The sequence below is a fragment of the Gordonia sp. BP-119 genome, assembly GCF_016924115.1.
Lineage (GTDB): Bacteria > Actinomycetota > Actinomycetes > Mycobacteriales > Mycobacteriaceae > Gordonia > Gordonia hongkongensis.
The window spans coordinates 19580-42698 of the sequence record NZ_JAFFZF010000023.1 but is presented as its reverse complement, the minus strand read 5'-3'; the positions used below and the strand labels follow the sequence as shown (position 1 = coordinate 42698).

General features: G+C 65.5%; 19 protein-coding genes and 3 pseudogenes. 14 read left to right on the top strand and 8 right to left on the bottom strand.

The genetic code is table 11. From position 1 onward, the window contains the following. Positions 1-8 precede the first annotated feature (8 nt). The 3 genes from JW364_RS14350 to JW364_RS14340 form a co-directional block, all read right to left on the bottom strand. Positions 9-2201, bottom strand: coding sequence for a cation-translocating P-type ATPase (locus tag JW364_RS14350; protein WP_055476458.1), 2193 nt, complete (start codon positions 2199-2201; stop codon positions 9-11). Beyond that, the gene (locus tag JW364_RS14345) at positions 2194-2610 is read right to left on the bottom strand and encodes a helix-turn-helix transcriptional regulator (protein ID WP_055476457.1); all 417 of its coding nucleotides are present in this window, start codon (positions 2608-2610) and stop codon (positions 2194-2196) included. The genes JW364_RS14350 and JW364_RS14345 overlap by 8 nt, the downstream gene beginning before the upstream one ends. A gap of 197 nt (positions 2611-2807) precedes the next feature. Further along, on the bottom strand, positions 2808-4085 hold the full coding sequence (locus tag JW364_RS14340) for an Ig-like domain-containing protein (protein ID WP_139104530.1): 1278 nt from the start codon (positions 4083-4085) through the stop codon (positions 2808-2810). 377 nt (positions 4086-4462) lie between these two features. Between JW364_RS14340 and JW364_RS14335 the strand changes: the two genes are divergently transcribed. Together JW364_RS14335 and JW364_RS14330 are read left to right on the top strand one after the other, a co-directional pair. After that, positions 4463-6109 (top strand): cytochrome c biogenesis protein ResB, encoded by a 1647-nt coding sequence (locus JW364_RS14335; protein ID WP_374100834.1) that lies wholly within the window; start codon positions 4463-4465, stop codon positions 6107-6109. A 131-nt stretch (positions 6110-6240) separates the two neighbouring features. Further along, on the top strand, positions 6241-6570 hold the full coding sequence (locus JW364_RS14330) for a DUF4229 domain-containing protein (protein WP_055476455.1): 330 nt from the start codon (positions 6241-6243) through the stop codon (positions 6568-6570). Between the two features lie 253 nt (positions 6571-6823). Here the strand turns inward: JW364_RS14330 and JW364_RS14325 are convergent, their stop codons facing one another. Next, entirely contained in the window at positions 6824-7615 is a 792-nt protein-coding gene (locus tag JW364_RS14325) for a M23 family metallopeptidase (protein WP_239582609.1), read from the bottom strand. A gap of 518 nt (positions 7616-8133) precedes the next feature. On the opposite strand from JW364_RS14325, the gene JW364_RS14320 reads away from it, so the two are divergent. Continuing rightward, on the top strand, positions 8134-9156 hold the full coding sequence (locus tag JW364_RS14320) for an endonuclease/exonuclease/phosphatase family protein (protein WP_307814794.1): 1023 nt from the start codon (positions 8134-8136) through the stop codon (positions 9154-9156). 185 nt (positions 9157-9341) lie between these two features. Here JW364_RS14320 and JW364_RS14315 read toward each other — a convergent pair whose 3' ends face one another. Both JW364_RS14315 and JW364_RS14310 read right to left on the bottom strand, forming a co-directional pair. Beyond that, positions 9342-10877: a long-chain fatty acid--CoA ligase gene (locus tag JW364_RS14315; RefSeq protein ID WP_055476452.1), complete on the bottom strand. Its 1536-nt coding sequence runs from the start codon at positions 10875-10877 to the stop codon at positions 9342-9344. Positions 10878-10992: 115 nt separating this feature from the next. After that, on the bottom strand, positions 10993-11631 hold the full coding sequence (locus JW364_RS14310; protein WP_055476451.1) for a TetR/AcrR family transcriptional regulator: 639 nt from the start codon (positions 11629-11631) through the stop codon (positions 10993-10995). Between the two features lie 98 nt (positions 11632-11729). Between JW364_RS14310 and JW364_RS14305 the strand changes: the two genes are divergently transcribed. The 9 genes and pseudogenes from JW364_RS14305 to JW364_RS14265 all read left to right on the top strand — a co-directional run. Then, on the top strand, positions 11730-12617 hold the full coding sequence (locus JW364_RS14305; RefSeq protein WP_055476450.1) for a CoA transferase: 888 nt from the start codon (positions 11730-11732) through the stop codon (positions 12615-12617). A 23-nt stretch (positions 12618-12640) separates the two neighbouring features. Continuing rightward, on the top strand, positions 12641-13846 hold the full coding sequence (locus tag JW364_RS14300) for a thiolase family protein (protein ID WP_055476449.1): 1206 nt from the start codon (positions 12641-12643) through the stop codon (positions 13844-13846). Positions 13847-13898: 52 nt separating this feature from the next. Further along, complete coding sequence (locus JW364_RS14295; RefSeq protein WP_006897082.1) at positions 13899-15572, top strand: long-chain-fatty-acid--CoA ligase; 1674 nt, start codon at positions 13899-13901, stop codon at positions 15570-15572. Beyond that, a complete protein-coding gene (locus JW364_RS14290) occupies positions 15569-16366 on the top strand; it encodes an enoyl-CoA hydratase/isomerase family protein (protein WP_008382197.1) in 798 nt (265 codons plus the stop codon). Before JW364_RS14295 ends, JW364_RS14290 begins: the two co-directional genes overlap by 4 nt. 23 nt (positions 16367-16389) lie before the next feature. Continuing rightward, complete coding sequence (locus tag JW364_RS14285) at positions 16390-17553, top strand: acyl-CoA dehydrogenase family protein (RefSeq protein ID WP_008382198.1); 1164 nt, start codon at positions 16390-16392, stop codon at positions 17551-17553. Next, a complete protein-coding gene (locus JW364_RS14280; protein WP_055476448.1) occupies positions 17550-18035 on the top strand; it encodes a MaoC/PaaZ C-terminal domain-containing protein in 486 nt (161 codons plus the stop codon). Before JW364_RS14285 ends, JW364_RS14280 begins: the two co-directional genes overlap by 4 nt. A gap of 521 nt (positions 18036-18556) precedes the next feature. Then, positions 18557-18844 carry a hypothetical protein gene (locus JW364_RS14275; protein ID WP_006897078.1) on the top strand — a complete coding sequence of 96 codons (288 nt, stop codon included), beginning with the start codon at positions 18557-18559 and terminating at the stop codon, positions 18842-18844. Further along, on the top strand, positions 18781-19686 hold the full coding sequence (locus JW364_RS14270; RefSeq protein WP_006897077.1) for a tyrosine-type recombinase/integrase: 906 nt from the start codon (positions 18781-18783) through the stop codon (positions 19684-19686). The genes JW364_RS14275 and JW364_RS14270 overlap by 64 nt, the downstream gene beginning before the upstream one ends. Beyond that, positions 19683-19916 (top strand): annotated as a pseudogene (locus JW364_RS14265) (helix-turn-helix domain-containing protein); the annotation flags it as partial. The gene JW364_RS14270 and the pseudogene JW364_RS14265, both read left to right, overlap by 4 nt. Positions 19917-20443: 527 nt before the next feature. Here the strand turns inward: JW364_RS14265 and JW364_RS14260 are convergent. Next, positions 20444-20665, bottom strand: a pseudogene (locus JW364_RS14260) (ATP-binding protein); the annotation flags it as partial. A 17-nt stretch (positions 20666-20682) separates the two neighbouring features. On the opposite strand from JW364_RS14260, the pseudogene JW364_RS14255 reads away from it, so the two are divergent. Further along, positions 20683-20907: pseudogene (locus JW364_RS14255) on the top strand (IclR family transcriptional regulator C-terminal domain-containing protein); the annotation flags it as partial. Between the two features lie 31 nt (positions 20908-20938). Here the strand turns inward: JW364_RS14255 and JW364_RS14250 are convergent. Then, positions 20939-21853 carry a LysR family transcriptional regulator gene (locus JW364_RS14250; RefSeq protein WP_006897072.1) on the bottom strand — a complete coding sequence of 305 codons (915 nt, stop codon included), beginning with the start codon at positions 21851-21853 and terminating at the stop codon, positions 20939-20941. A 151-nt stretch (positions 21854-22004) separates the two neighbouring features. On the opposite strand from JW364_RS14250, the gene JW364_RS14245 reads away from it, so the two are divergent. After that, on the top strand, positions 22005-23054 hold the full coding sequence (locus tag JW364_RS14245) for an SDR family NAD(P)-dependent oxidoreductase (RefSeq protein ID WP_101841495.1): 1050 nt from the start codon (positions 22005-22007) through the stop codon (positions 23052-23054). Positions 23055-23119 lie beyond the last annotated feature (65 nt).

Below are 23119 nucleotides of genomic sequence, written 5' to 3'. Positions count from 1 at the left end.
TGGCTCCCTCAGTGACGCTCGCGATGAAACGTTGGCGAGCTACTCGGTACGTCATCGGCGCCATCCGACGGGCTCGAACAGCAACTGCACCCTGGTTCTGTTGTGGCCGAACAGCTCTTGCTGGTCGCCGCGCCGCGTGCTCGTGGTGTCGGCAGCAGGGGTACCGCGGGCACCGACCGTGGTTGAACGGGGGTGGTGGCTGGTCCTGGAGCGCAACAGGCGTCGCCTGTGTCGTGGTAGGCCGACACCGAGATGTTGAGCGTGCCGGGGGATACCCGGGGCACGGCACCGGTGCCCGGCAGCGCTTTCGTCCGGGCGGCACGAATCGCGTTGGCGATCACCAGCACTTCTGCGAGTTCGTGGACGAAGACCACTGTGGCCAGGCCGAGGACGCCCGTGGCGGCCAGCGGAATCAGCACACCGATGATCGCTAGGGAAAATCCTATGTTCTGCATCATGATTCGGCGTGCGCGCCGAGCATGGGACAGTAGTTGCGGGAGATGGCGAAGATCTTCGCCCAGCAACGCCACATCGGCGGTTTCGATAGCGACGTCGGTACCCATCGCTCCCATCGCAATACCGACATCGGCGGTGGCCAACGCCGGGGCGTCGTTGACGCCGTCGCCGACCATGGCGATCGCCCGCCCGCGCGCTAGCGTGGCCAGCAAGTCGGCTTTGTCTTCGGGAAGGAGTTCGGAATGGACGGTGCTGATTCCGGACGCAGTGGCCAAAGCATGTGCGGTGCGGTCGTTGTCCCCGGTCAGCATGACCGAGTCGACACCCAGCGCCGTCAGTTGCCCGATCGTTTCAGCGGCCTCGGGGCGAAGCTCATCGCGGACCGCGATCGCGGCGACGACGGTGCCTTCCCGTTCGATCAGCACGACGGTGGCGCCGTCGCTCTGCAATCGAGTGACGTCTCCGGCGAGCGCGCCGGGATCGAGCCACCCGGGTTTGCCCAGGCGCAGTTGCTGTCCGCGTATCCGGCCGGTGAGGCCGTGACCGGCGATCGCGGTGACGTCATCGGCAGGTGAGCCCAGAGCAGGTGCGGCCGCGAGAATCGCGCTCGCCAACGGGTGCTCGCTGCGAGCCTCGAGCGCGGCGGCATAAGACAACGCGTCCTCGCGGGTGACCTCGGGTGTGCTCACCACGTCGATGACCTCCGGAGTGCCGCGGGTCAAGGTGCCGGTCTTGTCCAGCGCGACGACGCGGACCTGTCCCAGCTCTTCGAGTGCAGCACCGCCTTTGACGAGTGCGCCATGGCGGCTGGCGGCGCCGATCGCGGCGACCACCGTCAGCGGCACCGCGATCGCCAACGCACACGGGGACGCGGCAACGAGCACCACCAGGCCGCGTTCGAGCCACAGCAGCGGATCACCGAGTAGCGCACCGATACCGGCCACGAGTGCGGCTAGCACCATGATGGCCGGGACCAGGGGGCGGGCGATGCGGTCGGCGAGACGTTGGCCGGCGCCCTTGCGTTCCTGCGCTTGCTCGACGATGTGCACGATGCGGGCTAGGGAACTGTCGGCGGCGCGGGCGGTTACGCGGACTTCGATCGCACCGCCACCGTTGATCGCGCCGGCGTAGAGCAAGTCACCCGGACCCGCCTCCACGGGCACAGATTCGCCGGTGATCGCCGACAGATCTACGCTGGTAGTGCCAGCGGTGATAGTCCCGTCGGTCGCCGCGCGCTCACCGGGACGCACCACCATCACATCGCCGAAGATCAACTCATCCGGTGACACGGTGACCTCGAGACCCCCACGAATCACCGATGCGGTCGGTGGAACCAGCGCGAGCAGCGCCCGCAGGCCTCGCCGGGTCTTGGTGACCGCGTAATGCTCGAGTCCTTCAGCGACCGAGAACAAGATTCCCAGCAGCGCGGCCTCGGGTATTTGGCCTAGCGCCACGGCGCCGATTGCGGCGATCGTCATCAGCGTTCCGACACCGATGCGCCCGTGGCGCAGCGATCGCAGTGTCGACGGCACGAACGTGGAGGCGGCAACAACTGCCGCGAGCAGTTCCAGGACGACGCCTGCGGTGTCCGATAGCGAGCTTCCGATGATCCAGCCGAACGCGAGGAAAACTGCTGCTGCGCCGGCGAAACGCAACTCGCGTACTTGCCACAACCGGACCGGTCCCTGATCGGCCTCAGCCTCGAGGGCGGCGGAATCTGAGGGTCCGCAGCATGCGTCACTCATGTGTATGCCCCTGCACTATGGCCGCCGCCGGTTTCGTCGCGGCTGTCGTGGAGACCCCGGCGACCGCCAGAACCGCTGTCACGAGAGCATGACCGGACGGAGTCAACGCATACATCACCAACCGTCCGTGGCGACGCCCGGTCACGAGGCCGGCACTCTTGAGCAGGCGCAGATGGTGTGAGACAAGGTTCTGCGCCATGCCGACCACCCACGCGAGGTCGCAGACACACAGTTCGTCCCCCGACAGCAACGCTGTCGCTACGCGCAGACGAGTGGGATCGCCGAGCGCACGGGCCCCGGTGGCGGCACGGTCGACCGCCGTCGCATCCGGCAACGCAGACCGGATACCTTCTGCGTGAGGCAAATCGAGGCACAGCAAGTCGCATGTATCCACCGGCTCCCGGGTCATATCGACATCCTTACGTTCGTTGATATGTCGCCATGTAACCACCTTCGGGCAAATACCTCAATATCCGTTGATGTGGCGGATGGCATACCCGCGGGCACGGACCGGTCGGGGCCGGCCCGTAGGCGTCCAGGGTCAAGGCCGGACGAGCTCAGTCGACTGGACCGTGATGGAGTGTCTGGATCGAGCCAGCCCGATGCCTAGGTGTCTGCGTTGCCCTTCTTCCACTGTGCCCACGGGATGTTCCAGTCGCCGAGTCCATCGACTCCCGATAGTGTTTCGGCGTTGGTGTTCTTCACCGTGACGGGGTCGCCGCGCATCGTGTTCTTCACGAGCCATTCCGCGTCCGCGGGACTCAGATTCGGGCAGCCGTTGCTGACATTGCTGTTGCCCTGCGCCGACAGAGACCACGGGGCACCGTGCATGTAGATGCCGCTGTAAGACATCTGCACCGCCCAGTCGACGGGTGTGCGGTATCCCGCCGATGACTCGACAGGAACTCCGTAGGTGGAGGAGTCCATGACGATGTGCTCGACGCGATCACCGATCATGTAGATGCCGCGTGGAGTCGGTGTGCTGTCTTTGCCGAACGACGTCGGCATCGTTCGGATGACCTTGCCATCCCTCTTTACGACGATGGTCTTGGTGTTGTCGTCGGCTTCGATTGTCTGAGCTCGGCCAATGGTGAAGTCGTAGGACAGATTTCTGTTGCCATAGAGCCCGTCGCCGAGGTCGACTCCGTAAATGTTCACGGCGACACTGACCTTGGTCCCCGGCATCCAGAAGCGCTCGGGCCTCCATCGGACCTCGGAGTCGCTGATCCAATAGAACGCGCCTTGCATCTGTGGATCAGAGGCCACGGTGATTGCAGCCTGCGCCTTCCGGCGGTCAGGGATGGGATCCGAGAATCGAACACCAATCGTGTGCGCAATTCCGACGGTCTTCTCGCCCAGAATGGCCGCGCTGGTCAGCGACTCCGGCGAGGCTGTGGTGAAGCCTTGCGAGACGCTCGTTCGACCACCCACACCCACGGCTTCAGCTCGAACGGAGTACTGCTTCGAGTACCCCAACGGCTGGGTGCTTGTCCAGGTACTGCCATCCTCGCTCAGCGAGCCCGCCAACGCACGCCCGCTAGATGTTGGGATATCGACGTCGGTCAACGCGCCGCGACTGGCCGTCACAACGATAGGAAGCCCAGGTTCGACAACCGCGTCGGGAGCGAGCCGATCGCCTCCTTCGGTGGCCACAGCGATGGAGGGTTGTGCGATGGCCGCAAAACTGTCGACGGCCGAAATCTGGTCACTGTAGGTAGAGCTACCGCCAGCCGAGCTGCACGAGGTCAGTACCACCACGACGGCCGTCAGCGCCGCCAATACCAGTACATGCCGAGCCTTGACCTGCGCCGAACGGTGGCGTCGAAGGGTTCCCAGACGTTGCCGCAGCTGACTATGGCCAGTCGATCGGCGGTCGCGACGCATCGTCCTCGGAGTGCCAAAGCGGCCCATCAGTTACAAAGCCCTTCATCCGGAGCACACACCGACGACCACAGAATGTAGGCGCCGCCACAGGTCTTACTAACAATGATAGTAGTTTACGGCTCACCAGGCCTCACCGCTCCGATCGAGCAAGCAAGACCCAACGTGGTTGCCATCCGGGTTCTATAAATACTACGGTGCGTAGTAATCCGGGTAGGTGAGGGAGAGCAGGTGAGACCCATAGTGGCGGTGCGGGGGAGTATGTCCCGGCGACCCACCGCGCTCGTGGTGGCGGGTGTCGATCGGCACTCGGCCGGCGACTTCGACGTCGCTCCTGCAGTCATGGACTGTCGGAGTGCGACGACGTTACCCCCACCACGATGATGGGAACCGAAGCGCCGACGCCGCGCCGAGCGCACCCGGCGCTTGGCTCCCTGCGCAGACTGTGGCGATCGCTCACGTCGATGAAAACCGCACTCATGCTGCTGTTCCTGTTGGCCGCAGCCGCGATCCCGGGCGCCATGCTGCCACAACGACCGCTCAACGAGCAGAAAACAACCCAGTACATTGCCGACCGCGGCACGCTCGGGGTGTGGATGGACAGACTGCAGCTGTTCGACGTCTTCGCCAGCACGTGGTTCACCGCGATCTACGTCCTGCTGTTCGTATCGCTTGTGGGCTGCCTCACCCCCCGAATTCTCGAGCATGCGCGCGCAGTGCGCGCTCAGCCGGTCCCCGCGCCACGCAACCTCATTCGTCTGCCGCGGCACGTCGAGGACACGGTGCACGGAGATCCTGACGAGGTTGCTGCCCTGATAAATACCAATCTGCGTGGCTGGCGCCGAGTCACCACCACGCGCCCGGCGACGGGTGCCCAACCCACCGAAGCCGTGGAGATCTCCGCGGAGAAGGGCTACCTCCGCGAGTGGGGCAACCTCCTGTTCCACTTCTCACTGCTCGCCCTGTTGATAGCGATCGCGGCCGACAAACTTTACGGGTACGAGGGCACCCGCAGTCTCATCGCCGATGGCACGCAAGGCCTCTGTAACACCTCGACGGCCGTCTATGACTCGTTTCGAGCAGGCAGCCTTGTCGACGGCACCGATCTCTCACCATTCTGTGTTCGTGTCGAGGGCTTCGATGCGAGGTTCCTGCCGAGCGGCCAGCCCGACATGTACGAAGCCGACGTCAGTTACACCGACGACGTACGACAGTCCGACCCCACTACCTGGAACGCTGCGCGTATTCGAGTGAACGAGCCTCTGCGAGTAGCCGGTGACCGCGTCTACGTCCTAGGCAATGGCTTCGCACCTACATTCACAGTGACCTTCCCGAACGGTGAGCAGCGCACTCAGACAGTACTTTTCATTCCCGACAACTTGCAGACGATGTTGTCCTCAGGCGCGGCCCGTTTTGATACTCCCGCGGGGCTTTACCCCGACGCGGATGAACGGCGCCGCCGACAGATCGCGATTGAGGGTCTGTTCGCGCCGACCGCGGCATTCCAAGGAACGCTTCTCACCTCGTCGTTTCCCGTGCCGAATGATCCGTATGTAGCGATCAGGATCTACCAGGGCGACACCGGACTGGATACCGGTCGTCCGCAGAACGCATACTCCTTGAACCAATCACTCATCGAGCAGGGCCGGCTCCAGCAGCGGGCCCAAGTCAATCTCGGCCCAGGAGAGACCCACACCATCGCCGACGGCACCGTAGTGCGCTTCGACGGGTACGAACGGTTTGTGTCCATGCAGGTGTCGCACGGGCCGGCACAGAACTGGGTCCTGCTGACCGCGACTGTGATGCTGGCTGGGCTACTTGTGTCCCTGCTTGTCCGGCGCCGACGAATCTGGGTGCGGTTGGTGCCCACCGAGATCGATGGCCAACGACGCACTGCTGTCACCATCGCCGGTTTGGCCCGCACCGATCAGGCTGGGTGGGGCGAAGACTTCAACGAGCAAGCGCGGCGATGGATGACCGAGCCAGCGTCAGCGAACCGCCGACTACGACGCACACGTCACGAATGAGACTCACATCAGCAGAGATTCATCCTGCGGGGATCGATGTCCCCCAGTTGAAGCACTCGACGAGAGGGCGTGCCACGTCACACATACATCCGATCGCATTCAACAAGCAGCACACGGAAGGCCTACCGAACATGAGCAGAAGCACTTCTGACCATGCCGCCCCCTCGCCCGCCCCTTCGGGCAAGTCACTCGTCGCGATTGCCCTGCTGTATAACGCCGCGCGGCTAGCACTCGCCGCTGCGCTGTGCGGATTGATCCTGTTGATTTCCTTCGTATTTGACGTGAAAATCCCGATTTTCGGAGCCGTCGTGCTCGCAGTAGTGCTCAGTAGTCCAGTCTCGATGCTCGTCCTCAAACCCCTACGAACTCGCATCAATCACCAGGCCGAAGCGATGGACGCCCACCATGCGAGCAAGAGGGGACTCGCGAAGAGCCGCTCGGTGAACCTGCCAGATAGTTAAACCACAACCCAGGCACGTACGCACCTCATCATGGGGTACGACCACCAACCAGCAAAGAGCGGCTGCCACTGTCCGCCGCGGCCTGTGACCACGATAGATTTGCACACCGTTGCGATCCGATCGATCGGGCGCATTTGCCAGAAGCTTGCCGTCGGTAAAGCTCAGTAAGACCACGAGACTGGCAACGTCGGCTTGGCTTACGCCCGCACACCTGCCACGAAATCTCCAGCAGCTTTGCACCGTTCACGCCGGTTCAGCCGACGACGTAGACGCCCCGGGTTCTCAGCCACTGTGCCGGATCAAGTTTGGGTCCGTCTTGCTGCCAGACCTCATAGTGCAGGTGTGGTCCAGTGGAGTAGCCGCGGTTTCCTACCGTTGCGATCTGCTCGCCGGCCCGGACTCGTTGTCCGACGCTCACCAACGCCTCGTTGATGTGCCCGTACACGCCGATCGTGCCGTCGTCTTGCAGCACGCGTACCCATAAACCGAAACCATCGGCCGGACCGGATTCGATGACCTGCCCATCGCTTGCGGACACCACCGGCGTGCCAATCGCGTTGGCGATGTCAAGGCCATAGTGCGTGGTACTCCAGCGTGCCCCGTAGCTCGAGGTCACGGTGCCGTAGGTAGGTGCCGCCGACCGCGGCCGTTGTGGCGCAGGGGGATCGGAAGGCCGCAGACGATCTGGCTGCACCAACTCTCGCACGGCCGCGGTCAGCTCATCGAGTGACGATGTCCGCGCCGGCGTGGTGTCTTGTCGATCGTCCACCGATCCGAGGGCTACAGGTGATGGCGTTGCCGCGGATCGGTCGTCGGCGGACACGCCAGCCTGGAAAACTGGGGTGACTGTTGGGCTGTGACGATCGGCGAGCGCAGTGGCCGCGGTCCCGCCGGCGACGCAAAGGACCACCGCAGCCGCGAGCGATCCACTGACCCCGGCTGCGGCTACGGACCTGAGTGGTGTTCCCGACGTCTTCTCCTCGTCGAGCACATCGAGAAAATCAGAGTGAACTGGCTCATTGTCATGGTGATCGAGAACGGACATCGCCCGCTCCCATGGCGCGGTAGGCGCTGCAACCCTTTGGTTCCTGCCGACGTCGACCGAGCGTGGTGTGCGCCACGGCCCATACGCGTCATGGTCGAAACGGGCCGCGTGCGGCCGTGCATGATGCGAGGGGGACGGGTGTGGGCGGGCGCCGCGAGGCGGGTTGGGAGGAGACGTCCTGGGCGCACTCACCGATGAAATCTGCGGCGAGCGCGTGAGGGCCGGGGCAGGTGAGGGGACTGCTCGGGTGAACCCGACCGCAGTCTCAGGGGGGTGGGGTATCCGATGTCGCCCCGACGCCCGCGCGATACCCGAATGCCGTGGCACCGAAGGCCCGCGGTCGAAAGCCGCCGACGCAGGGCGGCGGGACGCAGGTATACCAGCAGGAGGTGGGCTGGGGTCAGATTTGCGATGCCGTGCCAATGAAGGTCCCTCAGTTCAAGCGTCGTTCCGGATGAAACAGTTCGATATCGAACGGGCCACGGACAGATTACTACTACCGTGGTTAGTTTCTCCGAGTGGGCGTCAGAATCGTCATCCTGCGCCTCTATCAGCGTTCTGAGCCTGACGGCGATCGTGGCATGATCGACCGCATGCGTGGACTCCTACGAGCACTCGGCTGGGGTGCGGTCCTCGCCGCTGTCGTCGGGATTGCTGCTCACTACTCTGGCCTGGTCAGCAATACCGCGTCCCGGGTGGCGGCGTTCACGCCGGTGTTAATCGGCGTCGGTGTCCTCGGCCTGGTGCTGTTGCTCGTCGCGCGCGCCTGGATCTCCGCGGTGGCAGCTGTGCTCGTCGTTGCCGTGGGCGTCACGGCGCAGGCCCCGCTGTATTGGGGAGTGGACGAACTGGTCTCGGACTCGGACTTGACCGTTATGCAGGCAAACATCTTTCGCGGGCAGGCCGATCCGGATGAGATGGTGTCGCGGGTACGCAGCTCGCGAGTCGACGTCATGACGGTGGTCGAGCTGACGCCCGAGTCGGTGGGGGCCCTCGATCGCGCCGGGTTGCGCCACGCCTTGCCGTTCGCGTTTCTCCGTCCCCGCGAGGGTGGAGGTGGAGCCGGCATCTATGCTCGGTCCCCGCTGACTGACGGGCAACTCCTGCGCGGATTCGAACTGTCGAATCTTCATGCGCGACTTACGCTACCAAACCGCTCGCCCATCTCGGTCTATGCACTGCATCCGTTGCCGCCCTATCCGGAACCATCGTGGCGCTGGAATGCCGAGCTCCGCGAGCTACGCTCGATCCTGTCCGCCGACACAGATCCGCTGATCATCGGCGCCGATGCCAACTCGACCTACGATCACCGCTCCTTCCGGCAGCTGCTCTCCGGACCGCCGGATTCACCCCAGCTGACCGACGCCGCCGAGCATCTCGGATCCGGCGTCGTCGCGACCTACCCCGCCGGCCGACCCTACCCGCCCCTGCTCGCGCTCGATCGGGTACTCACCCGCAACGGCCCGACACCGACATCGTTCCGGCGGATCGATCTGCCGGGCTCCGACCACCACGGGGTGCTCGCGAGCATCCGGCTTTGAGATTGAATCGCGGTCTGGCCGAGGCCGCCCGACTGGTGACGAAACACGTTGATTCGCATCAAGATTCGCCGATAATCTACGTTATGTAAAGTAGGCGATGCCGAGTATCCCGCGAACTCGACCTCTCCCAGAGCGGGCCAAATGGCAGGTGGCTTGGTAGAGGAGCCTAACGAGCTATCCGATTGTTAGCTGGTGGCGACTGTGCCTTCCGTGATTGCATCACGCAGCACGTGCTTGAGAATCTTCCCCGAGGGGTTACGGGGAATGGGCCGGGTGATGAGCTCGCGCGGAAGCTTGTAACCCGCAATGAACTGGGATCCGTACTCGCGGAGCGACTCCAAGGTGACCTCGCGGCCCTCGACCGGGGTGACGACGGCGATGAGGCTCTCCCCGAGCATCTCGTCCGGCCGCCCGACGACCGCCACATCGGCCACGTCCGGGTGGCCGGCGAGGGCCTGTTCGACCTCCACCGAGTACACGTTGCGCCCGCCCGTGATGATCATGTCCTTCATCCGATCAACGATCGTGATAAACCCGTCGGCGTCCCGGACCGCCACGTCGCCGCTGTGCAGCCAGCCGTCGCGGAGCGCATCGGCGGTGGCCTCGGGCTTGTTCCAGTAGCCCTTCATGATGGTCTCGCCTCGGTAAATGATCTCCCCGGGCTCGCCGACCGCGGTGTCGTTGCCCTCGTCGTCGACGATCCGCGTCTCGGCGTTAGTGATGGACGCCCGTCCGGTGGCATCTGGGCGGGCGCGTACTTCGTCCGGAGTGAGGAAGATGCCGGTCGGGCCGCCTTCGGTTTGGCCGCACAGCTGGAAGAACTGCACGTGCGGCAGGGTGGCGAGCAAGCTGGTCGCCGCGCTCGGCGGCATTGGTGCGGCGCCGAAGAAGCCCAGCCGCCACGCGGACAGATCGCGCGTGCCGAGCTCGGGGTGCTGCAGCAGTATCTGGTACATGGTGGGCACGCCCAGGAACACGGTGATGCGGTGCTTCTCCAGCGCATCCAGGACCGCCTTGGGCTCGAACGCTGGCAGCACCACGTGAGTGGTGCCCAGGCTGAACCCTGACATAACGAACAGGACCAGCTCCGCGCAGTGGTACATCGGCGCGACGTGCAGATTCCGGTCGAAGATATTCATACCGAGTGCGGAAACCGAGTTCCCCACCCACAGCATGCGGTGATGGTCGAACAACGCTCCCTTGGGACGCCCGGTCGTGCCCGAGGTGTAGAGGATAATGCAGTCGTCGTCCTCGATGACCTCCACTTCCGGCGCGGTGGTCGGCATGGTGTCTGCGAGCCGCGCGATGCCCTGCGCGGCGGGCTCGTCCAGCACCAGACTTTGCGGCGCGGACGGCAGCGGATCGAGTTCGTCGAGGCCGGCCACCACCACCGCGAGCCCCTCGGAGTACAGCAGCACCGTCGCACCGGAGTCCTCGAGCAGGTAGCGAAGTTCGCGGGCCGGCACGCGAGGGTTGAGAGGCACGGCGACGGCCCCCAGTCGGAACGCTCCGTACAGGCCCAGGATGTACGCGTCGGAGTTCGGACTCAGCAGTGCCACCCTGTCGCCCTTGCCGACTCCGAGCGACGCCAACGCGTGCGCATACTGATTGATCCGGGCCGCGAGCTGCTCGTACGAGTAGGTGCTCTCGCCGAAGATCAGTGCGGTCTTGTCCGGGTGCCGGCGGGCATTGAGCGCGAGGGCGCCTCCGAGAGTGGCCATGGTGACTCCTGAGGTGTCGATGACTCCGGGATCGGGTATGTGACCCCGGACACAGCAGGAACAGTAACCGCCAGCGTGATGCTTGTACAGATGTTCAGTGAAAGTGAAACTCGGGTCAGGTGGCTGACCCGTGGGAACGATCGACAGCTCCTCCCCCGGACACGCTCACGCCGAGTTCGGGCTTGCTGTGCCCCTCGGTGTGGGTGAAGGTCCCGAGGTGGGTCCAGACGGCATCCACCAGCGGCTGCAGGAACAGTCGGCCCATCTGGTTGATGATCACGTCGACCACCTGGACGGAGTCGGCGCGACCTCGCGAGGCCGCGCCGGTCTCGCGCATCGCAACGACCTCCCGGTGGGTGAGTTCGGTGAGCCGCTCCAGCAGTTGCCCCCGCTGGCCGCCGGGTTCGAGTAGCGCCCGGCGGAGGTAGTTGACCACCTCCGGGTTTCTGAACAGCATTTCCGCGACGGATTCATTCCGGACGCGAGCGATTTCTTCGCCGGCCCCGTCGGTCGGCGCCGAAGCAAGGGCCGACGCAAAACGCTCCACGACGATCTGCTCCACGGCCTCGCGGAGGCCGTCTTTGGACCCGTAGTGATGGACCACCAGCCCGACAGTCACCCCGGCGGCGGCCGCGACCGCCCGCATCGGTGTGCGGTCCTCGCCGTTGGCCGCGTAAAGCTCGAGAGCGGCGTTGCGGATTCGCGCTTTGGCGGTGAGATCTTGGTCGCCGGAGTGCTGGGCGGGGCGGTCCACGCGGTCTCCCTTCGGTCGACAAACGAGTCTACGGGGACGCGCCAATCGCTAAAGCTATACAGTGGCTAAGTTTACTGACTACTTGTATAGTCGCTGGAATGAGTCTTCGATCGCTCCGACCCCTGGCCGGCATACAGGTCGTCTCTTTGGCTACCAACCTGCCCGGTCCGCTGGCCGTGGCAGGCCTTCGTGACCTCGGCGCAGCGGTGATCAAAGTGGAGCCGCCGGTGGGTGACGCCTTGGCCGTGGCCGCGCCCTCCTGGTACGCAGAACTGACACAGGGGGTGGAGGTTCGTCGGGCCGACCTCAAGAGTCGTAGCGGCCTGGAGGAGCTGACCAGGCTGCTCGATACGGCGGACGTGTTGGTGACCGCCATGCGCCCGTCAGCGTTCTGCCGACTCGGCCTCGGCGATCTCAGCGACCGCTACCCGCGGTTGTGCCATGTGGAGATCGTGGGCTACGACGGCGCCGACGAGGAGGTCGCGGGCCACGACCTGACCTATCAGGCGAGATACGGCACCATCCGGCCGCCGCACCTGCCGCTGGTCCCGGTCGCCGACACCGTCGGTGGGGAGCGGGCCATCTCGGCCGCCCTGGCACTGCTGCTGGCGCGGGGACAGCACGACTCCGGTGGACATCAACGCATCACTCTCGACGCGGCCGCGTACGACTCCGCGGCTGCCCTCCGGCACGGCCTGTTTGGCAATGGAGCACCACTGGGCGGGGCTCTGCCCTCCTACAACATCTATGCCACCGCCGACGGCCATATCGCCCTGGGGGCACTCGAGCCGCACTTCGAGGCCCGCACCAGAGAGGTACTCGATTGCGACGGCACATCCGCCGCCTACACCCGCGCCTTCGCCGCGCGCACCACGGCCCACTGGGAGGATCTGGCCGCGCGCCACGACATCCCGCTCAGCGCCGTTCGCGATGCCCACCCGGCCACAGCGCAGACCACTCACGCGCTCACGGCGACTACCGCCTGACCACCTTGAGGAAGGACCCAGTCATGACCGACTCCCCCCAGCCCCGTAGTTCCCGAGCCACCCGCGAGGCGGTGATCGTCGATGCCGTCCGGACCCCGGTCGGCAAGCGCGGCGGGGCGCTGGCCGCCTGGCATCCCGCCGATCTGCTGGGGGCCACCCTCAGTGAACTGGTTCGCCGCAGTGATGTGGCGCCGGAGAAAATCGACGACGTGATCGCTGGCTGTGTGATGACGCACGACCAGCAGAGCTCCAACATCGCCCGCCATGCTGTACTCTCCTCCGGCCTGCCCGATTCGGTGCCGGCCGTGACCGTGGACCGACAGTGCGGCTCGGGGCAGCAAGCTGTCGCATTTGCCGCCCACGGTGTGGAGGCGGGGTCCTACGACCTCGCCATCGCATGCGGCGTGGAGTCGATGTCACAGGTGGCGCTGCCATCCTCACTACAACCCGGCGCCCCGCTCGGCCCGCAGTACTCCCCCCGGGAGCTGGCCCGCTACGACGGCGGACTGCTGGTGCAGGGCCCGTCCAGTGAGCTGATGAACACCCGCTTCGACCTCAGCCGGGAGGAACTCGACGCGTTCAGCCGCCGGAGCCATGAGCGGGCGCTGGCTGCCACCCGCGACGGCCGCTTCGAGACCCAGCTGGTTCCGTTGCGCCGCGACCCGCTCGATGACTCCAGCGAGCCCGTGACCGCGGATGAGGGGATCCGGGCCGAGCTCGACCCGGAGAAGATGGCGTCCCTGCGGGCGGTGTTCGCCGAGGACGGCAAGACCACCGCAGCCAACTCCTCCCAGCTCAGCGACGGTGCCGCCGCACTACTCATCGCCGACCGTGAGTTCGCCGAGGCCCACGGGCTCACCCCCCGCGCCCGCTTCGTGGTCCACGCGGTCGCCGCGGCCGATCCGATCATCCAGTTCACCGCGATCCTCGAGTCCACCCGCAAGGCCCTGGTCCGGTCGGGGCTCACGGTGGACGATATCGACCTGTTCGAGGTCAACGAAGCGTTCGCGGGAGTACCGCTGATGTTCCAAAAAGAGTTCGGCGTCCCCGACGACAAACTCAACGTCAACGGCGGCTCGGTGGCCGTGGGCCATCCCCTCGGATCCACCGGCGCCCGCATGATGACGGACCTGCTGACCGAGCTCGAACGCACCGGCAGCCGATACGGGCTACAGACCATCTGCGAAGCCCACGGCACCGCTAACACCACCATCATCGAACGCCTCTGACGAGCCCCCTCCGTCCCAGCCACCGTCCCAACCCCACTTCAGGAGCACCAACATGACGTCCCACCCCATCGTCACCGGTCTGCCGTCGACACACGGTGACAGTTACCAGCTCAACACCACCACCCTGCTGCGGCACTCCGCCCGGACCTACCCCGAGCAGGAGATCGTATTCCGCACCATCGACGGGGGCTGGGACCGCTACACCTACGCAGACATGTTCGAGCGGGTCGGGAAGTCAGCCCACGCGCTCACCGGGCTGGGGGCCGGCCCCGGAACGGTGGTGGGAATCCTGGATTGGAACTCCAAACGCCATATGGAGCTGTACTGGGCGATTCCCGGTATCGCATCGGTGATGCTGCAGATGAACCTGCGGCTCGCCCCGGTGGACCTGGCCTATGTCACCGACCACGCCGAAGCCTCGATCGTGCTGGTCGACGAGTCCCTGCTGCCCGTGGCCGAGGCGCTGGTCGAGCAGGGCGTCGGGGTGAAGACCTGGGTGGTCATGACGGACAAGCCACTCTCGGAGATCTCCACCACCCTGCCCGGGGTCGTCCACTGGGAAGACGCGCTGACGGCCGCGGAATCGACCTTCGACTGGCCGATGATCGACGAAACCTCGGCGTACAGCGCGTGCTACACCACCGGCACCACCGGCCGCCCCAAGGGCGTGTACTACTCCCATCGCGGGATCTACCTCCACACTCTTGCCGAGGCAGCGCAGTTGAAGATGGGCGACGACGACACCGTCATGGTCATCACCCCGATGTTCCACGGCCAGGGCTGGGGACTGCCGCAGTCGGCCATCTACTCGGCCGCCAAGGTCGTGCTGCCCGGACGGTATACGGCCGAGGACACCTCTGTGCTGGTTGACGCGATGATCTCCGAGTCCGTCACCGTAGCCAACGGTGCCCCCGCGATCTTCGAGCCGATGCTCGACTACATCCGCACACTCAAGACGCGCCCGGACTTCAGCCGCGCCCGTCTGCTGTCCGGGGCGACCGAACCGTCGTTGACGCTCATGCGCGGCTTCCATGACCTCACCGGCGCCGACATCATCCACGCCTACGGCGCCACGGAGACCACTCCGCTGGTCACCGTCAACGCAGGCCTGAAGCACACGCTGCGGGACGTGCTCAGTGAGAAGGAGAAGTGGGATCTCAAGCGGGCCCAGGGTCTGCTGGTCAACGGGATCGACATCAAGGTCGTCGGACCGGACGGAACCGAACTACCCCACGACGGTGTCTCCCAGGGCGAGGTGCTCATGCGCGGCCCGTGGATCATCGAGCGCTACCACAAGATGGAAGACAAAGGCGGCGCGTTCGCCGATGGGTGGTGGCGCAGCGGCGATGCCGGCACGATCCGCCCCGACGGCTACCTCAAGCTGACCGACCGCATCAAGGACGTGGTCAAAAGCGGCGGCGAATGGATCTCCTCGATCGACATGGAAAACGCGATCGTCGCCCACCCACAGGTCCGCGAAGCCGCCGTGGTGGGGATCGAGCATCCCAAGTGGCAAGAGCGCCCGGTTGCGATCGTCGTCCAAGAAGACGGTGCCGATCTTGACGTCGACGACATCCACGCCGTGTTGGAAGACAAGTTCGCCAAGTGGCAACTGCCCGACATCGTCATCTTCGCCGACGCGCTGCCGCGCACCAGCGTCGGCAAGTTGGACAAAAAGACGCTACGCACCGACCACGCCGATCTCTACCGGGGAGCCGAGGAATGAACAACCGGAGCGGACACGATGATGTGGTGCGCAGCGAACGACGCGGAGCCGTCGCGATCCTGCGCATCAACCGACCCGAGGCCCGGAATGCACTGAACGCCGCGGTGTTCGCAGCCTTGAACGGGCACCTAGCCGAGCTGCGGACCGATGACTCCGTGCGCGCCATAGTTTTGGCCGGCGCGAGCGGCGTGTTCTGCGCTGGAGCAGACATCACCGCGTTCGACGCCCTGCGGGCCGATCCGTTGATCGGGCAGCGGCGGGCCTCCGGGGGGACTCTATGGGCCGACCTGGAGAACTTCCCCAAACCGGTGATCGCAGCCGTCGAGGGCCTGGCCCTGGGGGGCGGGCTCGAACTCGTCCTGGCCTGCGACACCAGCATCGTCGGCCAGGGTGCCCGCCTTGGATTACCCGAGGTCAAGCTCGGCGTCATCCCCGGCGGCGGCGGCACCCAACGACTCATCCGGGCGCTCGGCAAACCTCGCGCCATGGCACTGCTGCTCAGCGGCGACCTGGTCACCGGGACCGAGGCCGCCACCCTCGGCCTGGTGGGAAAGGTGGTCGACGACGACGAGGTCGTCGAACAGGCGATCGCCCTGGCGCAGCGGATCTCGGCTAATTCCCCGCTGGCCGTGGCCCTGGCCAAAGACGCCGCCCTGGCCGCGCAGACCGGGTCGATAGCCGCAGGGCTCGAGCACGAAAAGCGCAACTTCGTCTATTCACTCGCCTCAGACGACAGCCACGAGGGCCAGGCCGCCTTCGTGGCCAAGCGTTCGCCGAACTTCACCGGCCGCTGACCCGGCCCGACAAGGACAAGATCATGACCACCACCCTGTTCCCCGACCACCGCCCCACCTGGCAAACCGAGTCCCACGAGTTGCTACGGGACCACGCCCGCGCCTTCTTCGCCAGAGAAGTCACCCCCCGCCAGGCGGACTGGGCCCGGCAGGGCCACGTCGACCGCGAACTCTGGAACAGAGCCGGAGCGGCAGGCCTACTGCTCACCGACATCGCCGAAAAGGACGGCGGCGGGGGAGGCGACTTCGGCCACGAGGCTGTAGTGGCCCAGGAACTGGCGTACGCGCACGACAGCGCGTTCGGCTTCACCGTGCACTCCACGATCGTCAGCCACTACATCAACGCCTACGGGACCGAGGAGCAAAAGCGCCGCTGGCTACCCGGGCTCGCCTCCGGCGAGAAAGTGGTGGCCGTCGCCATGACCGAGCCTGGTACCGGCTCAGACCTGCAGAACGTCAAGACCACAGCGATCCGCGACGGCGACCACTACGTGGTCAACGGCGCCAAGACCTTCATCTCCAACGGCACCCACTGCGACTTGGTTGTCATCGTGGCCAAGACCGATCCAGCGGCCGGCGGCAAGGGCATCTCCCTACTAGTCGCCGAGGTCGACAATAACGTCGCGGGCTTCTCCCGCGGCGCCGTCCTCGAGAAGATCGGCATGCACGGATGGGACACCCGCGAACTCTTCTTTGACGACATGCGGGTACCGGTGGAGAACATCCTTGGCGAGGAGGGCTCCGGCTTCGCCGAACTCATGACCCAGTTGCCGCGGGAGCGACTCATCATCGGAGTCGCCGGCGTGGCAGTGGCCGAGGCCGCGGTGATCGAGACCATCCGGTACGTCAAAGAGCGCGATGCGTTCGGCAAGAAACTCCTGGACTTCCAGAACACCCAGTTCGTACTAGCCGAGTGCAAGGCCGACGTCTACGCCGGCAAGGCGCTGATCGACGACGGCATCCGCCGCCAGATCGACGGCACCCTCGACGCCGCCGGCGCCTCGATGATCAAGCTGTGGGCCACCGACATGCAGTGCCGCGTGGTGGACAAGTGCCTACAGCTGTTCGGTGGCTACGGCTACATGATGGAGTACCCCATCGCCCAGATGTACACCGCCTCCCGCGTGCAGCGGATCTACGGCGGCACCAACGAGATCATGAAGCTGCTCGTAGCCAGGTCGCTGTGAACGCCACTCCCCCAAGTCCGTCCGTCTACGCCGAAGACTTCACCCCGGGCCAGATCCTCGAACTGGGCGATCACACCGTCTCCAAGGCCGAACTGGTGGATTTCGCCACACGCTGGGACGCACAGTGGTTTCACATCGATGAGGAAGCGGCCGATCAGGGACACTTCCGCGGACTCATCGCCAGCGGGGTACACACCATCGCCATCGCTCAACGGCTGCTCACACAAACAGTGCTCAACCAATGGGCAGTGATCGCCGGGCTCGGATTCGACCGGGTCCGGTTCCCGGTGCCCGTCCGACCCGGGAACGTTCTCACCGGAACCGTCCGGATTGCCGAGGTCACTCTCGACGGAACACGCGGGCGAGTGAAGATGGAGATGCGGCTGACCGATCAGGACGACCACACCGTCCTCTACGCCGAACTGACCATCGTCATGTGGCAAAGAGAGCAGGCCACGACACCGTCCGGAGGCTTCAACTGACACACGGCAGGACGTCACCAGAAAGAGCCACGGTCCCGCCCTACATCGACGAAGCGACCTTCATCTCGTATCCGCAAGTCAGCGTGGGACGTGACGACCCCACCTCACGACGGTGGCTCAAGGTAGTCAAACCCCCGTCCGAGCGCGTCCGCTAGCTAGCGATCGATTTCGCGACACTCACAGAACCAGTCGTTTCCGCAGGGCAGCAGTGTCCGAAAACTCGTGTCGCCTTGCCACCCACATCGAGCACCGGTAACCAGACGTTATGACAAGTAGCGGGTGCTGAGTTGTAAGTTCTGCGAACTCGACACCTCCCGGACATTCTCTCGCCCGCCCTGTCCGGCACCCCGACTGACCTGCACGTCGTCACGTGACGGACCGCTTCCCGGGGCCGCCTCTGAGTGCAGTGGCCCAACCTCCGCGGACTGACTGGCAATGCCGCTACCTGCGACCTCTTGTGTTGATTCGCGCAAAGTGCGATACTTTCGCATATATCGCGAACCATGTTTGGGTGGTGCGAGATGGCAGATCAGGATCCTCCGCCGGGGTCGGCGCGGCTGCAATTGGCCGACGGCATCGCTGTCCTGCGGCCGGAAGCCGCGGTGTTCGAGGCGATGGTCACCGGGTGGTCGCACCAGCAGATGGCCCGGAACCTGTCCGTTGGCACGATCGCGGCCCAGGTCGCCACGATCCGGCGGTTCCAGGACTTCTGCGGTGTCGCCGGCCCCTGGCACTGGACGCCCCGATGGTCGATGACTGGTTCACCGAACTGCGCGGGGTCCACGGCCTGGCCCTGGGCACGGTGCTGAGCTACCAGGGTGCACTGCGGCATTTCATGGACTACCTGCTCGATCCGGCCTACGAGTGGACCCAGCAATGCCAGGACCGATTCGACACGCATCCGATACAGATCATCACCGAGGCCAACTCGGCCCGCCACACCTACGAGGGCCCCGACAATCCACTCAAACGGGCCTACACCACCGATGAACTGCAGGACCTTTGCGATTTCGCGGACGATCAGGTCAACCACCGTTTCGAGGCTGGCTCGAAGGGCGCGATGGTGGCCCTGCGGACCGCGACGATCATCAAGGTCGCCTACGCGTGGGGCCTGCGTCGCAACGAAGTCCGCATGCTGGATCTGACAGACTTCGGACCGAACCCTCGAGCACCACAGTTCGGCCAGTTCGGGTTCTGCTACGTCCGCCACGGCAAACCCGGCAAGGGATCTGCGGCCAAGCGGCGTGGCGTCCTGACGGTCCCGGAGACCGCCTGGGCGATCGACTGCCTCAAACGATGGATCGACCAGGGCCGCACCACCTTTGACCACCCGGTCGGGACCGCATTGTTCCCGACCGAGCGATCCGAGCGCATCTCGAACGGCGCGTTGTCCCATAGCTTCGCCGACCTCTGCGACACCGCCGGCCTGACCGATCCCGGACTGGATTTTCACTCCCTGCGCCGCAGCTACGTCACGCTGCTGGTCGAGTCCGGATACGACACCCGCTTCATCCAGGAACAAGTCGGACACAAGTACGCCTCAACCACCTCGCTCTACACCTTCGTCTCCCCCGACTACCGCAGCCGTGTCGTGGCCGCCGCACTTCGCGCCGCGGCCAAACGCCTGCCCGAAAGGACCGACCAGCAATGAAACACCGGATCGCCTACCAGTGGCGACTACGCCAGGTCATGACCGACCGAGATATGCACACCCTGTCCGACCTGATCACGCCATTGCACGACGTGGGAATCGAACTCTCCGCCTCCCAGCTCTACCGCCTCCTGGGACGCACCCCTGAGCGACTGCCCCTGGCCCTACTCGGAGCGCTGTGCCACGTCCTGGACTGCACCGTCGAAGACCTCTGCGTCTTCCACGTCGACACCTCCCCCTCCAGACGCACCGCCACAGCCACCGACGCCTCCCCCGCAACCGACGTGCCACTGCGACCGAAGCGGGCACACATCCACCGACCCGGACCGACGGCGTAGACCCCCAGGCAGGCGGCGGACACATGGCTGACACATCGAAGTACCACTGCACACGGTGCAACGACGAGCAGCAGCATCGCGGAGTGCGCTGGCCCGAGGGCTTCGTCTGCCGCCGCTGCTACCAACAGGCCACCCGCCGACGCGGCACCTGCCCCCGCTGCCAACGCCCGGATCGACTGCTGCCTGGCCTCGCCAACGACCAGCCCATCTGCACTGACTGTGCCGGAATCGACGACCCCCGACTGACCTGCACCCGCTGCGGAGACCAGGACGAACCCCACCGCCGAGGACTGTGCGCACGATGCTGCCTCACCGACGACCTGACCGCTGAAGTGCCCCGGGTTTGATGGAGACATCGATTACCCGGGGCACTTCAATGGGATCTGCCCAGAAGTTGGCCATCTCGGGTTTTCGGGTTGTCAGGACAAGGGCTTCACTCCCTGGCCTGCGAGTGCTTCGGAGAGGCGGACGGAGTCGCCGCTGGTCTGGCAGACGTGGGCGCGGTGCAGTAGCCGATCCACTGTCGCGGTGGCGATGGTCTTGGGCATGAGTTCGTCGAAACCGGCCGGGTGCAGGTTCGAGCTGATCGCGATGGCACGTTTCTCGTAGGCGGCGTCCACCAGGCGGTAAAGCCCATTCGCTAGGCACCCGGACCGAACTTCTCGACGCGGTGCGCACGATCCGTTCCCGGGGGTTCGCGTCGAGCAAGGAGGAGAGCGAGGAGGATGTCGCCTCCCTCGCCGTCGCACTGGCCTCGACCCGCTCTCCGCGGTTGGCTGTCAAGGCCTCGCTGCCGCTCAGTCGCATGAGCTCGGCGACCGAGCAGGACATCCTCACTCGGCTGGTAGCTGCGGCGGAGGAGATCGACCATCTCCTGCTCTGATCGGCGTGGTCAGGCCGAAGTCGGCTGGGCCTCAGGCTGGACTGGGCTGCCCGCCGTCCCGGTCCAGCCGGTTGCCGGTCCCCTGGACGTGGCGCACGAAGGACCGTACCGCCGGGGCGATGCCTCCTTCGCGTGACCAGTAGATCCACAGCGGGGCGCTCATCGGGGTGTGCTCGTCGACCAGCACTGGCCATCTGGCCGAGTCGTCGGCACTGAGGTTGTCGTCGGCGATGACGGCCACGCCCAGCCCTGCCCGGGCGAGCGCAACGATGGTGGTGGCGTTGACGCTCTCCGACGTGATGTCGAGCCCGAAGCCCCCTGCCCGCAGCGCCGGCTCCAGCAGGCGCCGGGTGAGGCTATCGGCGTGCCCGGTGAGCACCGGCTGGCCACGCAATTCAGCGACCAAGACGTGGCTCCGGCCCCGCCACGGGTGGTCGTCGGAGGTCACCACCGCCAGCCGCACGTCGCCGAGCTGGTGGCCCGCAAGACGCTGGTCGGCCTGCCCGAGGCCCGTCACGAGATCGACGTCCCCGTTAAGCACCTGTTCGATCGCGGGCAGGCCCGAGTACTCGTGGACGGCGACGTGGATAGCGGGATGCGCCGACCGGAAGGTGCCGATCAGGGGCGCGAGGAACCGTGACACGTGCGGATATGCGCAGGCCACCGTGACGACGCCCGCTCGACCGCGAGCGAGTTCGTGGGCAAACTGGGAGACCGACTCCGCTCGATTCAGCAGGTAATGGGCGCGGGGCAGCAATTGATTCCCGGCACCGGTGAGCTGTACTCCGCGGCCGGACCTCTCGAAGAGGGCGATGCCCAGCTCCGCCTCCAGCGCCTTGATCGAACGCCACAGCGAGGGCTGCGGCACATCGAGGGTGGCGGCGGCGCGGAGGAACGACCCCTCGCGGGCCACCGCAACGAGATACCTGAGTTGACGCAGCTCCACGCACGGCTCCTAGTTTCACCAGTGAATAGCTCGATACCAAAATAGCCCATAGACAGCCTGTGATGAAGGTCATACTCTTTTATGTGTACTGCAATGCAGAAAGCCGTCCTAACTTGAGGAGAATTGGATGTCGGAGTCTGGTGGAGAAACCGTGGCCACTGCGCGGCAGCGTCAGCTGGTCGAGCGGGCACTCGGTGAGTGGCAGGGCGAGGCGGCGGGTCGAGTCATCGTTGTCACCGGTGGAGCCCGCGGCATCGGCCGTTCCCTCTGCGAGGGACTGTTGCGCGCCGGCGCCAAGGTCGTTGCAGCGGACCTGACGTGGGACGACGCTGACGACTTCCGCAAGCAGCTGGAGTCGGACGGCAGCGGCATGGCCGTCGACATGGACATCACCGACGACGACGCCCTCGACGCCGCCCGAGACGCTGTAATCGACAGGTTCGGGACCGTCGACGTCCTAGTGAACAACGCGTCTCTGGTCTCCGAAACCCTCTTCCCGCCCACAGGCCACCGGAACACCCTTGACACGACCGACCGCGACTGGGAGGTGATGTTCGGCGTCAACGTGTTCGGCACGCTGAAGGCCATCCGCCGGTTCATCGAGCCGATGCGGGCCCAGCAGCGGGGCAGCATCGTCAACGTCGTCAGCAGTGGCGTCCTGGCCGTCGCCGCCGGCGGCGGCTACCACGGGCTGCGCCCGTGGACGGTCGAGATGCCTTACCAGGCCACCAAGGCCGCCGTGATGGCGCTGACCTTCTACCTCGCCGAGGAAGTGCGCGGCGACGGGGTCGCGGTTAACGCGATCATGCCGGGGCACACCCGAGCGTCGTGGTTCGACGCCACCGCCCGGGCCTTCAACGAGCAGGGCATTGCCTACTTCATGCGCCCGGCGATTCCCGAGCACCTGCTGCCGATCTCGCTCTTCCTCGCCGCCCAGGACAGCGCGGGGACGTCCGGGCGCCTCTACTACGTGCCGGAGTGGAACTACGACCACGGCTACGGGGACTACGCCGCCTGGCAGGACCATGAGCTGCCTCCGGACATGGAGGAGATCTACAGCCGGCTGGAAGCCGCGACCCCGTCATACGAGCGGGCCGGCGTGGCCCACCTCCCCTTCGACGCGCAGGGTGCCCTGTACGCCGCGGGCATGGCAAACCTCGGGGCCCAGAACAGTTGGACCAGCAATGACAGCGCTCAGTGATACCGCAGACGCCCAGACGATCCGCCTACAGGTGGGCCGTTCGGGTCCGCCCTCCCATCTCACCT

What these genes read in the sequence shown, in the direction of transcription:
- JW364_RS14345 (WP_055476457.1), bottom strand. Translation starts at nt 2,610, where the DNA reads ATGACCCGGGAGCCGGTGGATACATGCGACTTGCTGTGCCTCGATTTG.
- JW364_RS14275 (WP_006897078.1), top strand. Translation starts at nt 18,557, where the DNA reads ATGGCAGATCAGGATCCTCCGCCGGGGTCGGCGCGGCTGCAATTGGCC.
- JW364_RS14340 (WP_139104530.1), bottom strand. Translation starts at nt 4,085, where the DNA reads ATGCGTCGCGACCGCCGATCGACTGGCCATAGTCAGCTGCGGCAACGT.
- JW364_RS14270 (WP_006897077.1), top strand. Translation starts at nt 18,781, where the DNA reads ATGGTCGATGACTGGTTCACCGAACTGCGCGGGGTCCACGGCCTGGCC.
- JW364_RS14305 (WP_055476450.1), top strand. Translation starts at nt 11,730, where the DNA reads ATGAGTCTTCGATCGCTCCGACCCCTGGCCGGCATACAGGTCGTCTCT.
- JW364_RS14315 (WP_055476452.1), bottom strand. Translation starts at nt 10,877, where the DNA reads ATGGCCACTCTCGGAGGCGCCCTCGCGCTCAATGCCCGCCGGCACCCG.
- JW364_RS14285 (WP_008382198.1), top strand. Translation starts at nt 16,390, where the DNA reads ATGACCACCACCCTGTTCCCCGACCACCGCCCCACCTGGCAAACCGAG.
- JW364_RS14330 (WP_055476455.1), top strand. Translation starts at nt 6,241, where the DNA reads ATGAGCAGAAGCACTTCTGACCATGCCGCCCCCTCGCCCGCCCCTTCG.
- JW364_RS14290 (WP_008382197.1), top strand. Translation starts at nt 15,569, where the DNA reads ATGAACAACCGGAGCGGACACGATGATGTGGTGCGCAGCGAACGACGC.
- JW364_RS14295 (WP_006897082.1), top strand. Translation starts at nt 13,899, where the DNA reads ATGACGTCCCACCCCATCGTCACCGGTCTGCCGTCGACACACGGTGAC.
- JW364_RS14350 (WP_055476458.1), bottom strand. Translation starts at nt 2,201, where the DNA reads ATGAGTGACGCATGCTGCGGACCCTCAGATTCCGCCGCCCTCGAGGCT.
- JW364_RS14335 (WP_374100834.1), top strand. Translation starts at nt 4,463, where the DNA reads ATGATGGGAACCGAAGCGCCGACGCCGCGCCGAGCGCACCCGGCGCTT.
- JW364_RS14300 (WP_055476449.1), top strand. Translation starts at nt 12,641, where the DNA reads ATGACCGACTCCCCCCAGCCCCGTAGTTCCCGAGCCACCCGCGAGGCG.
- JW364_RS14325 (WP_239582609.1), bottom strand. Translation starts at nt 7,615, where the DNA reads ATGTCCGTTCTCGATCACCATGACAATGAGCCAGTTCACTCTGATTTT.